General features: G+C 36.9%; 16 protein-coding genes. 9 read left to right on the forward strand and 7 right to left on the reverse strand.

The window, feature by feature from the left end:
- Positions 1-65 precede the first annotated feature (65 nt).
- The 5 genes from AC0IWT_RS02775 to AC0IWT_RS02795 all read left to right on the forward strand — a co-directional run bounded on the left by AC0IWT_RS02775 (position 66) and on the right by AC0IWT_RS02795 (position 5,452).
- Positions 66-938, forward strand: a complete 873-nt coding sequence (locus AC0IWT_RS02775; RefSeq protein WP_056872122.1) for an OmpA family protein — start codon at positions 66-68, stop codon at positions 936-938.
- 426 nt (positions 939-1,364) lie between these two features.
- The gene (locus AC0IWT_RS02780) at positions 1,365-1,931 is read left to right on the forward strand and encodes a UbiX family flavin prenyltransferase (protein ID WP_056872123.1); all 567 of its coding nucleotides are present in this window, start codon (positions 1,365-1,367) and stop codon (positions 1,929-1,931) included.
- A gap of 88 nt (positions 1,932-2,019) precedes the next feature.
- Entirely contained in the window at positions 2,020-3,342 is a 1,323-nt protein-coding gene (mtaB, locus tag AC0IWT_RS02785) for a tRNA (N(6)-L-threonylcarbamoyladenosine(37)-C(2))-methylthiotransferase MtaB (RefSeq protein ID WP_471795890.1), read from the forward strand.
- Positions 3,343-3,454: 112 nt separating this feature from the next.
- A complete protein-coding gene (locus tag AC0IWT_RS02790; protein WP_471795891.1) occupies positions 3,455-4,606 on the forward strand; it encodes a prolipoprotein diacylglyceryl transferase in 1,152 nt (383 codons plus the stop codon).
- 57 nt (positions 4,607-4,663) lie between these two features.
- Positions 4,664-5,452, forward strand: a complete 789-nt coding sequence (locus tag AC0IWT_RS02795) for an inositol monophosphatase family protein (protein WP_471795892.1) — start codon at positions 4,664-4,666, stop codon at positions 5,450-5,452.
- 66 nt (positions 5,453-5,518) lie between these two features.
- Here AC0IWT_RS02795 and AC0IWT_RS02800 read toward each other — a convergent pair whose 3' ends face one another.
- From AC0IWT_RS02800 to AC0IWT_RS02820, 5 genes are all read right to left on the reverse strand, one after another.
- Positions 5,519-6,070 carry a NifU family protein gene (locus AC0IWT_RS02800; protein ID WP_056872127.1) on the reverse strand — a complete coding sequence of 184 codons (552 nt, stop codon included), beginning with the start codon at positions 6,068-6,070 and terminating at the stop codon, positions 5,519-5,521.
- Positions 6,071-6,157: 87 nt separating this feature from the next.
- Positions 6,158-7,504 (reverse strand): adenylosuccinate lyase, encoded by a 1,347-nt coding sequence (purB, locus tag AC0IWT_RS02805; RefSeq protein ID WP_471795893.1) that lies wholly within the window; start codon positions 7,502-7,504, stop codon positions 6,158-6,160.
- Positions 7,505-7,633: 129 nt separating this feature from the next.
- The gene (locus AC0IWT_RS02810; protein WP_056872129.1) at positions 7,634-7,831 is read right to left on the reverse strand and encodes a hypothetical protein; all 198 of its coding nucleotides are present in this window, start codon (positions 7,829-7,831) and stop codon (positions 7,634-7,636) included.
- A gap of 141 nt (positions 7,832-7,972) precedes the next feature.
- Positions 7,973-8,191, reverse strand: coding sequence for a hypothetical protein (locus AC0IWT_RS02815; RefSeq protein WP_056872130.1), 219 nt, complete (start codon positions 8,189-8,191; stop codon positions 7,973-7,975).
- Positions 8,192-8,323: 132 nt separating this feature from the next.
- On the reverse strand, positions 8,324-8,542 hold the full coding sequence (locus tag AC0IWT_RS02820; protein WP_056872131.1) for a hypothetical protein: 219 nt from the start codon (positions 8,540-8,542) through the stop codon (positions 8,324-8,326).
- Positions 8,543-8,745: 203 nt separating this feature from the next.
- On the opposite strand from AC0IWT_RS02820, the gene AC0IWT_RS02825 reads away from it, so the two are divergent.
- From AC0IWT_RS02825 to AC0IWT_RS02840, 4 genes are all read left to right on the forward strand, one after another.
- Entirely contained in the window at positions 8,746-9,315 is a 570-nt protein-coding gene (locus tag AC0IWT_RS02825) for an RNA polymerase sigma factor (RefSeq protein WP_471795894.1), read from the forward strand.
- Positions 9,316-9,320: 5 nt separating this feature from the next.
- Positions 9,321-10,415, forward strand: a complete 1,095-nt coding sequence (locus tag AC0IWT_RS02830; protein ID WP_471795895.1) for a S1C family serine protease — start codon at positions 9,321-9,323, stop codon at positions 10,413-10,415.
- A gap of 142 nt (positions 10,416-10,557) precedes the next feature.
- Positions 10,558-11,193 (forward strand): peroxiredoxin, encoded by a 636-nt coding sequence (locus AC0IWT_RS02835; RefSeq protein ID WP_471795896.1) that lies wholly within the window; start codon positions 10,558-10,560, stop codon positions 11,191-11,193.
- A gap of 207 nt (positions 11,194-11,400) precedes the next feature.
- Positions 11,401-11,598 (forward strand): cold-shock protein, encoded by a 198-nt coding sequence (locus AC0IWT_RS02840; RefSeq protein WP_056872135.1) that lies wholly within the window; start codon positions 11,401-11,403, stop codon positions 11,596-11,598.
- Positions 11,599-11,659: 61 nt separating this feature from the next.
- On the opposite strand, the gene AC0IWT_RS02845 is transcribed toward AC0IWT_RS02840, so the two are convergent.
- The gene (locus AC0IWT_RS02845) at positions 11,660-12,844 is read right to left on the reverse strand and encodes a THUMP-like domain-containing protein (RefSeq protein WP_471795897.1); all 1,185 of its coding nucleotides are present in this window, start codon (positions 12,842-12,844) and stop codon (positions 11,660-11,662) included.
- Positions 12,845-12,941: 97 nt separating this feature from the next.
- A complete protein-coding gene (locus AC0IWT_RS02850; RefSeq protein WP_471795898.1) occupies positions 12,942-14,207 on the reverse strand; it encodes an aspartate kinase in 1,266 nt (421 codons plus the stop codon).

The following is a 14,207-nucleotide window of genomic DNA, read 5'->3' on the forward strand; positions in this document are numbered from 1 at the left end:
GATTTTTAAAAAGGATCGGTTGTTGCATGTTGAAAAGCGAAAATTTATAATTAAAATAATAAGTTATGAAAATTTACAAATCAATCCCTTTAGTTTTTTTATCTGTTCTGTTAGTTTCAGGATGTGTTAGCAATAAGAAATACACAGAACTTCAATCTACTTTTGATAAGCTTCGCGAGCGAAATCAGGAGCTAAGTAATAAATACCAGGATAGTCAACGCGAACTTACCGGAGCAAACAGCAGGGTAAAAAGTCTGGAAGAGCAAATCGCCTCAGAGAAGGCAAACACTGCTGCACTGCAAGATGCACTAAACAAATGCTTAAGCTCTAGTAATCAGGGTAATGTTAACATTTCAAAATTGGTTGACGAGATTAACAGCTCAAACAAATATATTAAGCAATTAATTAATGCCAAAAACAAAAGCGATTCGCTTAATATGGTGTTAACAAACAACTTAACACGCTCTTTGAGCAGAGAAGAGTTAGGTGATGTTGACGTACAGGTTTTAAAAGGTGTAGTCTATATTTCGCTTGCAGATAACATGCTTTACAAGTCTGGAAGTTATGAAGTATCAGACAAGGCTGGTGAAACCTTAAGCAAAATTGCTAAAATCATTAAAGATTATGATACCTATGATGTATTGATTGAGGGTAACACGGACAACGTTCCAATAGCGCAAGCAAACATCAGAAACAACTGGGATTTAAGTGCTTTGAGGGCATCTTCAGTGGTTCAGGTTTTACAAACAAAATATGCTGTAGATCCGAAAAGATTAACTGCAGGCGGTAGGGGCGAATTTAACCCGGTGGCAGACAACAGCACACCGGCCGGAAAATCTAAAAACAGACGTACCCAAATTATCATTACGCCGAAACTGGATCAGTTTATGGAACTAATCGGCAAAGCACCGGCGGCATCGGCAACACCGAAACAATAATGCGCCATTAATCGATTTTAGCCTCAACATATGTTGGGGCTTTTTTATGATTATTGAATTCTATCCCAGCAACTTAAATACGATTCTGACGGTTATTACCCAAATAGAGTAGCAAAAGAGCGCCTGAAGGTTGTATAACAGAACGATTAATGCACCTTAGTGTTATTTGCACACTTTAATTTAAAAAAAGTTTTAAAAAATTCACAATTTAATCGTTTGGCAAACAGTCAGTTGTATTTTTTTTTCGAATATTAGTTAGTGATTAGTGCAATTTACCGTTCAACTATCATCTTTTTTTAAAAAAATATATATATTTGTTCTTACCCTTTCGAGGGTATGTTTTTCATAGGTAGATGTAGGGTCGAATACTTGTATTCGGCCCTTTTTTATTTTCTATCGTTAATTAACCGTATTTTTGTTTGTATAATGAATAAGAAAAAAATCGTAGTTGCTGTTACCGGCGCAAGTGGTTCCGTTTATGCTAAAGTTTTATTTGATAAGCTGATGGCTTTGAAAGCGCAGATTGCGGCGGTTGGTGTGGTAATGAGTGATAACGCGAAAGCTGTATGGCAGTTTGAATTGGGCAACCACGACTACGAAAATTTTGATTTTACTTTTTACAATAAGAACGATTTTAATGCACCTTTTGCATCTGGCTCCGCAAAGTACGATACGATGATTATATTGCCATGCTCTATGGGTACCCTCGGTAGAATAGCCCATGGAATTTCAAACGATTTAATCTCCAGAGCGGCAGATGTTGTATTAAAAGAGCGAAGAAAATTGATTGCTGTTGTCCGGGATACCCCTTTCAGTTTGATACACATTAACAATATGAAAGCCGTAACAGAAGCTGGCGGTATTATCTGTCCTGCAAATCCTTCCTTTTATAGTCTCCCAAAAACCATTGAAGAAGTAGCAGAAACCGTAGTAAACAGGGTTTTAGATTTAGCAGGTTTTGAGCAAACGAGTTATCGTTGGCAGGAGCAATAGTCTGAATTTGTTATCTTACTGTAAGGTTAACGCAAACTAAAATGCTAAATCTCCAATCTTGCTTCAAAATTGTATCTTTGCTGGCTAAATGAAAAAGGTCGCGTTTTATACATTAGGTTGCAAATTAAATTTCTCCGAAACATCAACTATTGGTCGGTTATTTACCGATGCAGGTTATGCAGTCGTTGAGTTTCAAGACGCTGCTGATGTGTACGTGATTAACACGTGCTCGGTTACCGATCACGCTGATAAGAAATGCCGCAAGGTTGTTAAAGAAGCTTTAAAGCATTCGCCAAATGCCTATGTAACAATTGTTGGCTGTTATGCTCAGCTGAAACCTCAGGAAATTGCCGAAATTGAAGGTGTTGATATGGTGTTAGGGGCTGCAGAAAAATTCAGGATTGTAGAATACATTTCTGATTTGACAAAAAATCCTAAGGCGGTTGTTCATCAACAGAACATAGAAAAGGTTAACCACAATTTTATAGCTTCTTACTCAATAGGCGATAGAACCCGTACATTTTTGAAGGTTCAGGATGGTTGCGATTATCCTTGTACCTACTGCACAATTCCTTTGGCCCGCGGTGCAAGTCGTAGTGATACCATTGAAAATGTGGTAAACCGTGCTATAATGATAGCCGGGAGCGGCGTTAAAGAAATTGTTTTAACCGGTGTAAATCTTGGTGATTTCGGCATCCGTAATGGCCAGCGGGAGGATAAGTTTTTTGATTTAGTTAAGGCGCTTGATGATGTAGAGGGAATAGAAAGGATCAGGATTTCTTCCATTGAGCCCAACCTTTTAAGCAACGAAATTATACAGTTTGTATCAACTTCGAAAAGATTTGTTCCACACTTCCACATTCCGCTACAATCGGGCTCTGATAAGATTTTGGGTTTAATGCGCCGTCGTTACCGCAGAGATTTGTATGTAGAGCGTGTGGCGAAGATTAAAGAAGTAATGCCAAACTGTTGCATTGGTGTCGATGTTATTGTCGGCTTCCCCGGAGAAACAAAAGAAGATTTTCTTGATACCTACCAGTTTTTAAATCAACTGGATATATCTTATTTACACGTATTCACTTACTCTGAACGCGAACTAACCGCTGCCGCGGAAATGAAAGGCGTTGTTGCGGGCAGTGAACGCAACGAGCGTAGTAAAATGCTTCATATCCTGTCTGACAAGAAACGCAGGGCTTTCTACCAATCCCAAGTTGGCAACGAGGCTGAAGTTTTATTTGAAGCAGACCAAAAAGTGGGTTACATGCATGGCTTTACCAAAAATTACGTAAAAGTTCGGGCCAAGTATGATCCGGTAATGGTAAACGAATTAAAAGCGGTTAAGCTCTTGGAACTCACTGCGGATGGCGAAGTTGAGGTAGCAGAGTTGGAAAATGTTTATGCGCACCATTAAGAAAAATTTCTAGCATCAAGGTTGTAGCGACGTTTTCTGCTCTCAAACTTGCTGTTTTCGTTAACCTTTCAGCTTTACGCTTTCTTTACTATCTTCGCTTCAAAATATTTGTATGTTTCCTACCGTTTCGCACTTCTTAGAATATCTTTTTGGTATCAATTTGCCACTTCCATTTAAAACGTTCGGCTTATTTGTTGCCCTGGCGTTTGTTGCTGGTTACTGGGCTTTTTCTCAGGAGTTAAAACGTAAGGAAGCGCTAGGTATACTTCATTCTTTTAAGAAAAAAGTAACGCTTGGTTTGCCAGCAAGCACGGGTGATTTGATTTTAAATGGCTTATTCGGCTTTATCATCGGTTACAAACTACTCTACTTAATTACTAATTATCAGCTGGCTGCCGATAATATTGAAGTGGTTTTACTTTCTCTAAAAGGAAATGTAATTGGTGGCTTAGCACTTGGCGGGCTATTTGCCTATTGGGATTACAAGGAAAAGAACAAGGTAAAGCTTGCCAAACCTAAAGAAGTTGAGGTAACAATTCACCCTTACCAAATTATGAGTAATCTTGTGGTTTGGGCAGCTGTTTGTGGTTTTCTAGGGGCTAAAATTTTTGATGGTCTGGAATATTGGGACGATTTCATCCAACACCCAATCGAAAGAATATTATCTGCAGGTGGTTTCACCTTTTATGGCGGATTAATTTGTGGGGGCGCAGCTGTATTATTCATTGCCAAAAAGCATGGTATCAAGCCCTTGCATATGCTTGATGTTGGTGGACCAGGTATGATGCTCGCTTATGCTGTTGGTCGCATTGGGTGTCATCTTTCAGGTGATGGTGATTGGGGAATTGTTAATACAAATCCAAAACCGTTTTCGTGGTTACCAGATTGGCTTTGGTCTTACAAATACCCCAACAATGTTGTCGGCGAAGGTATTCCGATTCCAGGTTGCACAGGTAAATTCTGTAACGAACTTGCTCAGGGCGTTTACCCGACACCAATATACGAAGTAATTATATGCTTAATTCTATTTGCGTTTCTTTGGAGCATAAGAGATAAAATAAAGGCACCCGGATTAATGTTCGGAATTTACATGATATTGAACGGTGTTGAGCGTTTCTTTATCGAGCTTATTCGGGTGAATTCAAAATACCATGTTCTTGGTTTGCCACCGTTTACGCAGGCCGAAATGATTTCGACATTGCTGGTTGTTGGAGGCATTTGCTTAAGTGTTTATGCACTTAGAAACAAAAACAACCTCGCCTAAACCGTTCATTTATTTCATTTAATCTCAACAACCTTAAATGATTGTTGTTAATCAATTATGAATTACGAATTACTGTGCAATAAGGTTATTTCAATTGTAAAGCTTACCGGAAACTTTATCAGAAAGGAAGCAATGCAGTTTGATGTTAACAAAATTGAATACAAGGGCTTAAATGATATGGTTTCTTATGTAGATAAAACTGCAGAACAGAAACTTGTTCAAAATCTTGATAAACTCATTCCTGATGCTGGTTTTATTACTGAAGAGAAAACCATTAGTCGAGAAGGGAAGGTTTATAAATGGATCATTGATCCGCTTGACGGGACCACAAATTTCATCCACGGAATTCCGGCTTATGGAATTAGTGTTGCGCTATACGAAGAAAATTTACCAGTTCTGGGCGTGGTTTATGAATTAAATCGCGGTGAAATGTTTTATTCTTATAAAGGAGGAAGCGCATTTCTTAATAAAAAAGAGATTCATGTTTCTGCCAATCATGATTTGAAATCAAGTTTACTGGCAACCGGTTTTCCATACTATCAGTTCGATAAACAAGCTCAATATTTAAAATTGCTGGAAGAAATAATGCAGAAAAGTCACGGTGTACGCAGAATAGGTGCAGCAGCGATTGATTTAGTTTACACAGCCTGCGGTCGTTTCGATGCTTTTTTTGAGTACAATTTACAACAGTGGGACTTCGCCGCGGGCTGTTTTATCGTTCAGCAGGCTGGGGGAGAAGTACTGGATTTTTCAGGAGGAAATGATTATTTTACAAAAAGAGAAATCTTGGCCACCAACGGACAACTTACAAAGGAATTACTGGAAGCAATTAAAAGGCATTTTTAGTGTTTGAAGTCAACAAAAAAAGGCTCTCGGTTTTTAATCGAGAGCCTTTTTGTTAGCTTATATTGTTTACAATGCTTCTGAAACCACTTCTGTAACTTCGGGCACCATTCTTTGAAGCAAGTTCTGTATACCTGATTTTAACGTAATTGTGGAAGACGGACAACCGCTGCAAGAACCACGAAGTTCTACCGTTACAACACCTTCATCAAAAGATTTATAAGTTATCGCACCGCCATCCTGCTCAACTGCAGGCCGAACGTAATCGTGCAAAATCTGCTGTATTTTAATTTCAGTTTCAGAACCCTCAAATGCAGGAGCTTCTTCTGTTGTTGCTTCCTTAATTTTAAGTTCAGACTCAACCGCACCTTTAACAAATTCTTTTAAAATTGCCTCAATATCAGCCCAATCTGCATCGTCAGTTTTAGTAATGGTAACGAAATTACTTGCAAAAAAAACGCCAGCAACAAAGTTGAATTTAAAAAGCTCTTTAGCAAAAGGAGAATGTTCTGCACTTTCTTTAGTTGCAAAATCCTCACTTCCGTTAATTAATAACTTGTTAACCATGAATTTCATGGTCGCCGGATTTGGCGTTTGTTCTGTATATACGTTAATGTTCATGTCTTAATCAATTAGAATTATCAAAATTAACAAATACTCATCAATAAAGCTTTTACAGGCTGTCTGTTTATCGTCAATTTAATTTCACTAAAATATGCCTGTGTAATTAAAAGGTGTAATGGTCCTTAGCTGTGTTTTTACCGAATCAGAAACAGCTAAACCTTCAATAAACTCGGCAATACTAGCCGCATTTATCTTCGAATTTGTTCTTGTAAGCTCTTTCAATGCTTCGTACGGATTAGGATAGTTTTCTCTCCTTAACACGGTTTGAATCGCTTCGGCAACAACTGCCCAATTATCATCAAGATCGGCATGCAATGCTGGTTCATTCAAAAGAATCTTGTTTAAACCACGCAGGGTAGAATTAATAGCGATTAAGGTATGACCAAAAGGAACACCAATGTTTCTTAAAACCGTTGAGTCTGTTAAATCGCGTTGTAAACGGGAAATAGGAAGCTTCGCTGCAAAAAATTCAAATAAAGCGTTCGCAATCCCAGCATTTCCTTCCGCATTTTCAAAGTCTATCGGATTAACTTTATGTGGCATTGCAGACGAGCCAATTTCCCCAGCCTTAATCCTTTGCTTAAAGTAATTTTTGGAAATATAAGTCCAGATGTCTCTGTCTAAATCAATTATAATGTTGTTTATGCGTTTTAAAGCATCGCACTGGGCTGCAAACTGATCATAGTGTTCAATTTGTGTTGTATGTTGCGCACGGGTTAAACCCAGCGTCTCGTTTACTAACTTGTTAGAAAATTCTACCCAATTTACGGTTGGATAGGCGATATGGTGCGCATTGAAATTTCCGGTGGCACCGCCAAACTTAGCACTATTCGGAATTGCTCTCAGGCTATCGAGCTGTATGCTTAAACGTTCTGCAAAAACTAAAAATTCTTTGCCAAGTTTGGTTGGAGATGCAGGCTGGCCATGGGTGTGGGCAAGCATCGGAATATCCTTCCATTCTGTTGCCAGGGTATTTATTTTTTCGATTAGTGAGCTAATTGCCGGGTAATAGCATTCGGTTAATGCCAGCTTAATAGAATAAGGAATAGCGGTATTGTTAATATCTTGTGAGGTTAATCCGAAATGAATAAACTCTTTAAAGTTATTAAGGCCCAAGGCATCGAATTTAGCTTTAATAAAATATTCAACGGCTTTAACATCGTGGTTGGTTACTTTTTCTGTTTCTTTAATTTCTAGCGCATCAGCTTCTGAGAATTGCTCGTAAATTTTTCTCAATTCTGCAAAAAGCCTGCTATCGAAATTTTCCAGGCCTGGCAGGTTAATTTCGCAGAGCGCAATAAAGTATTCAATTTCTATAAAAACACGGTATTTTATAAGTGCTTCTTCTGAAAAATAAGCAGCTAAATTTTCTGTCGTTTTTCTATAGCGGCCGTCAATTGGTGAAATTGCCTGTAGTGATGTTAAATTCATTATGCGGAATATAATTTGCCGCAAATTTACTACAATTGGGGGATTTTGAAGACTATGTGACTGAAAGAATTGTTGTAAACAAAAAAAGGCTTCTGTGAAAGAAGCCTTTTCGAATTAGGTAAAATTAGACTACATTTTTTTAGTCGTGTCCATTTTAGTCGTATCCATTTTAGAAGTATCCATTGCTGAACTATCTTTCATTGATGAATCAACAACTGTAGAATCAACTACTGTAGTATCAGCACCGTCAGCTTTTTTTTCTGAACAAGCTACAACTGATAAAGATAACGCTAGGGCTAAAAAGCCTAATTTGAATGCATTTTTCATTTTTTGTTTTGTTTTTGGTTTGATCTTTTAATTAATTACTTATCAATTAATACAAATACACTGAAAAGGTAACCCGCCATATCAAAAAAAAAGACCTAAGCAAAATGCTTAAGTCTTTTTTTTATAATTTAAAGCTAAAAACTAGTGTTTAACTTCAGTTTTCTCTGTAGTTGCTTTAACTGTAGTATCTTTTACTGTAGAATCTTTTACAGTTGTATCAACAGCAGTAGTATCTGTAATAATTGTAGAAGAATCAGTTACTGTAGTATCAGCACCTTCGCCTTTTTTTTCTGAGTTACAAGCTGCAACTGATAAAGATAAAGCCAAAGCTAAAAAGCCTAATTTGAATGCATTTTTCATGTTCGAATTTTTTTTGTTTTAAGTAATTAATTACCCTTTATACCAGAAAAGTAAAAAGGTAACCCAAAAAAGTAAAATAATATAAAAAGGCTTTGAGAAACCCCAAAGCCTTTTCTTATAAGTAAAGGTAAACTAGTGTTTAACTTCAGTTTTTTCAACAGTAGTTTTAACTGTAGTATCTTTTACAGTTGAATCAGTTACTGAAGTATCTTTTGCAGTTGTATCAGTAACTACAGTAGTAGAATCAGTTGCTGTAGTATCAGCACCTTCAGCTTTTTTCTCTGAGTTACAAGCTGCTACTGATAAAGATAATGCTAAAGCTAAAAAGCCTAATTTGAATGAATTTTTCATTTTTGAATTTTTTAAGTATTAATTAATTTATCATTAATGCCGCAAAGGTAAAAAGGTAACCCGATAATTTTAAAAAAACTGAAAATATTTTTGAATCCGCAGTTGTGATGTCTAGTGTGGATAGTATTAGCCAATTGTTAGTCGTTATAAATATTTTTTTTATCTAATATTGGGTTACTATTTACAGAAAAACGTATTAATTGGTGAATAACGGTTTAAAGAGTTCAGTTCCAACGGATAGAGAAGTTATTTTAGGCATACTAAATAACTCTGCAGATACATTAAATAAGTTATATAAGGCACACTTTGCGATGGTATTGCAATTTATCCTGAATAATAATGGCGATGAGGACGATGCGAAAGATGTTTATCAGGAAGCGATAATTATTTTATATAACAAAGTTAAAGAGGGGAATTTTGAACTCAGCAGCAAATTAAAAACATATTTATATTCGGTTTGCCGTAGAATTTGGCTTAAAAAGTTGAGCCAAAACAGTAAAAAGACAGGTAACATTACGGATTACGAAGATCTGTTTGAGGTTGAGGAAGATGTAGAGCAACACGAGGAAAAAGACGCAGCTTTTACTAAAATGCAAACTGCTCTTGAACACCTGGGCGAGCCTTGCAAAACCATAATTCAGGATTTTTACATACACAATTTATCCATGCAGGATATTTGCGAAAAGTTTGGTTACACCAATACCGATAATGCAAAAACACAAAAATATAAGTGCCTGCAGAGGTTAAAGAAAATATTTTTTCAACACAAATAATTGAGATGAGAAACGATTTAGAGTTAGATGCAATTATTGAAGATTATCTTTTAGGTAAACTTAATGCAGAGGAAACCGATGCTTTTGAACAGTTGCGCCGTAATGATGCAACTGTAGATCACAAGGTTGTTTCGCATAAGCTGTTTTTAGATAATATGGAAGAATATTCGCGGCAGTTACTTTTAAAAGAGCAGCTCAACGATATTCATGCAGAAATAGACATTGATTCGCTGGTAACAAAGTTTGCGCCACATCCTTCACGGGTTGTTCAGTTATGGCGTAAGCACAAATCTGCAATTGCAGTTGCAGCATCTTTTATTGTGCTATCATTCGTTTCTATTTACTCGATACAGCACAGCAGCCAACAAGCCGATAAATTTGTACAGTTAAGTAAAAACGTAACCAACGCTGTAAAAACTCAAAATAATTTAATTCGTAAAATCAGTTCAGATAACCTGCCGGCAAATAAGCAGATTAATCCTGGTAATTTCGGCGGAACCGGTTTTGCTGTGTCAACCAACGGTTACATCGCGACCAACCTTCACGTGATTAAAGATGCAGATTCAGTTTATATTCAGAACAGCGAAGGCGAATCTTTTAAGGTAAAGGTTATATTGAAAGACCCGGAATATGACATTGCAATCCTGAAGATTGATGATAAACATTTTAAAAACTTATCGGCCTTGCCTTATACAATTAAGAAAAACAGCACCGGTGTTGGAGAAAATGTTTACACCTGGGGATATCCGAAGGATGATGCAGTGCTAGGTGAAGGTTACGTGAGTTCTAAAAGTGGCTTCATTGGCGATACAACTCAATATCAGGTTGCTATACCATTAAATCCTGGTAACAGTGGTGGCCCGCTTCTGGATAATAACGGAAACCTGGTTGGCATAATCAGCGGTAAAGAAACCTCGTCTGAGGGCGCTTCATTTGCGATAAAGTCCAAATACATTTTGGAAGCTATGAGGGCAATTCCTCAAGATTCTTTAGGTAAAAAATTAACAGTTAATAAGAAAAGTATTTTAGCTGGAATGAGACGTGCAAAGCAAATTGAAAAGTTGCAGGATTACGTATTCATGATTAAAGTTTATAATTAACTACCCAATAGATTAATTTTCTTAAAACCTTGCTGGCTAATGCCTTCAAGGTTTTTTTTGTGAAAAAAAATTAAATATATTAGCTCTATGTGTTTTGTATACTATTTATTAAGTTTGTTTAAATAATTAATTGAATTAACATATGAGCATAAGATTAGGTGATACTGCCCCGAATTTTCAGGCAAATACATCAATAGGCGAAATCGACTTTTATAACTATTTGGGAAAACACTGGGGTGTTCTATTTTCACATCCTGCCGATTATACACCGGTTTGTACTACAGAACTTGGTCGCACAGCGGCTTTAAAAGATGAGTTTGAAAAACGAAATGTCAAGGTTCTGGCCGTTAGTGTTGATTCAGCAGAAGCACACAAAGGTTGGATAAGTGATATTAACGAAACACAGAATACATCGGTTGAGTTTCCGATAATTGCTGACCCTGAACGGGTTGTAGCAAATCTCTACGATATGATCCACCCAAATTCTTCCGAAACGCTAACCGTTCGTTCACTTTTTATTATCAGTCCAGACAAAAAGGTAAAACTGATTATCACTTATCCGGCATCAACAGGCCGGAATTTTAACGAAGTTTTAAGGGTGATCGATTCTTTACAGTTAACGGCTAATTATAGTGTGGCTACACCTGCCGATTGGCAAAATGGGGAGGACGTGATTGTGCTTAACAGCATTAAAACGGAAGACATTCCCGAAAAATTTCCAAAAGGTTTTAAACAGATCAAGCCATATTTGCGCACAACGCCCCAGCCGAATACTTAAATAATAGCTGCTTTGGATTAATGCATAATTTTTATTACTTAGGCGAAAATAGCTTGCATTATATCTCTTAATTATTATATTTGATAGTTTTGTTTCGGTGTTAACGCTTATTCTGGTTGTTTTATTCATTTAAATTCCAATTAGTTGTAGAAAATTAGAAGCAAAACAATAAGGGTTTTATTTTTTTATACAATTTTTTATTTTTTTATGGCTAACGGAAAAGTTAAATGGTTTAACACTCAAAAAGGCTTTGGTTTTATTGTTCAAGAAGACAATAAAGATTTATTCGTACATTTTAAAGATGTTTTAGGCGGTATTGAAAGCTTAAAAGAAAACGATCAAGTAGAATTTGAAGTAGCTGAAGGGAGAAAAGGTTTACAAGCAGTAAACGTTAAGAAAGTTTAAGCGAATTTTATAAATTGTACACCCCAAATGCAAAAAAGCTTTCCAAATTTGGGAAGCTTTTTTAGTAAAACTGAATTATTTTCGCCTGGATAACCACGTTTTGGTCAGCTATAATTTTTGTGAAGATAAAGAAATCATCTTTGGCAGGTATTATCTTATATTTTTTAGAAAGCTCTTCCGGTTTGCCTGGAAAGTTCCTGACGATGATGTTTCCAGCCAGCTGCTTCTCTTTTTTTAAATCGTTTGCAGCTGATATTTTTTCAATTTTGAAAATTCGGCCTGGAAAAGATTTTTGAAAATCAGGTGCTGTATATAGTTGCGTTTGAGCATGAAGCTTTTTAAGGTGATAGCGATTTCCAATCAGGTTGAAAGCACCTGTTTTTAATAAAGCTGCATCGGGTTCGTATAAATACTCATCACGATACAGATGATCGGCAAACACAACTGAAGTGTTCATTTCAGCTTTGTGAAAAGAAAATTCTTTCTCCTCCTCATTTAAGGCCGCTGCTACAATTTTTGGTTCGCCAAAAAATCCTTCATCAATTACCCAAAGTAACTCTTTGCACTCATTTCTAACACTTACAATATGAATTTCGCTAACAAAACTTAATTCTTGCAGGCCGGCAGAAATATCAAGCAATGGTGCTGTTTTCACAATTATCCGTTCTGCTTTTTCCAATAAGCCGGAAAGGTTAGTAACTATGTCGGGGCTGCAGTCTTTCAACAAAAATACTTTCCGCGTTTCTGCCCTTCGTGCAGGGTCTACATAGATTGTGTCGAATTGTTGCGTAGAATTTTTTACAAACTCGAGCCCGTTAATAGGTTCAAACTCGATATTTTTACAGCCGAGCACGTTCGCGTTATATTGAGAAATTTCAGATAATTCTTCGTTTATTTCGCAGTGAATAATGCGGTCTAAGTGCTTTGCAAATGCTAATGAATCAATGCCGAATCCACCCGTAATGTCAATTAAAAGTTTTCCCTTCGCTAATCGAGCCTTGTAATCTGCTGTAATTTCTGATGAAGTTTGCTCGATGGACAGGGCAGGAGGATAATATATCTGAGCGGTATTAAACCATGATGGCAACTTTTTTTCTGCTTTGTTTTTCGATACAATCTGGTTCGCCAGTTCTGCTGCACTTATGCCTGCAAACGGACTTTTGCTTAAAGCAATTTTATTTACATCACTGCTTAAATTTGCTGTGATGTATTTCTGCACCTCTAAATCTAAAATCCTTTTATTCATTCCGGTTGCTCGATTGACGAATTTCTCACTATCTGAATGCGGGTTCCAACACTACTTACTTCTGACGAACCTTAATAGACTAATGGAATAGAAAAAACTATGCTTTGTTTTTCATTACCATTTGGCAGGTATGCCGACTTTTAACTTCAAGTAAAATGTCTTTTTCAACAGCAACTCTTTCAATTGTTTGTTGGTTATAATAGCGAATGGTTACCAATTCCAGGTTTTTATTGTACTTAACGGTAAACTGGGTTGAAAGTGCTGCGATAAGTTTTTTAATTTTCTCCTCATCGTCGTCCACGCTAACTGAGAAACTAATCGCAGAGTTGAGCATGGTATTTATTTTAATTTTATATTGATGAAAGAGCTCGAATATGGTGCTTAGATTTTCCTCAATGATGAAAGAATAATCTCTTGGAAAAATAGAGATAAGCGCCTGGTTCACCTTAAAAATAAAGGACGGCACCGGTAAAGGATTGCTCTCTTTAGTGATTGCCGTTCCAGTACCTTCGGGCTCTATAAACGAGCGAACGAAAAGTGGAATGCCTTTGTTTTGCAAGGGTTTTATAGTTTTTGGGTGAATTACAGTTGCACCATAATAGGTGAGCTCAATTGCATCATGGTAAGAGAGTTGCGCAATTTTTTCTGTCTCATCGAACCATTTCGGGTCGGCATTGAGAACGCCTGGAACATCTTTCCAAATGGTTAAAGCGCTTGCGTTTAAGCACGAAGCAAAAATCGCGGCAGAATAATCAGAGCCTTCCCTGCCAAGAGTAGTGGTGTAATTTTCGCTGGTTCCACCAATAAAGCCCTGGGTTACAATAATATTTTTTTGCATCTCTGGAAGTAAATCCCTTTGGATAGTCTGATAAGTCTTATCCCAGTCTACTTTCCCTTCGCGATAGCTGTTATCCGTTTTAATGTAATTTCTGGCATCAACCCACAGCGCTTTGTTATTGGTTTCGTTTAACCACGCGGCCACAATTTTAGTAGAAACAACTTCGCCGATTGATACAATTTGATCGTAAATATAATCCGCTTCGTTGTCAGGCTCATCTTCAATTAACCAATCTATTTCGACAAAAGTATTGGCCACATCATCATAAACAGTGTTGTTTTTTCCTTCAAACAACTCTTCTATCAAAGTAAAATGGAAATGTTTAACTTCCTCAAAAATTGAATGTGTCTGCTCGGATTGTTCGAGGTAGGCAAAGGCAAGCGCTTCGAGCTTATCTGTTATTTTACCCATGGCCGAAACTACAATTAGCAATTCTGTTTGTTTGTAATCGCGAACAATATTGGCCAGATTTCTTACGCCATCAGCATCTTTAACGGAAGCGCCTCCAAATTTAAATATCTCCAT

Source organism: Pedobacter sp. AC464, from assembly GCF_979253075.1.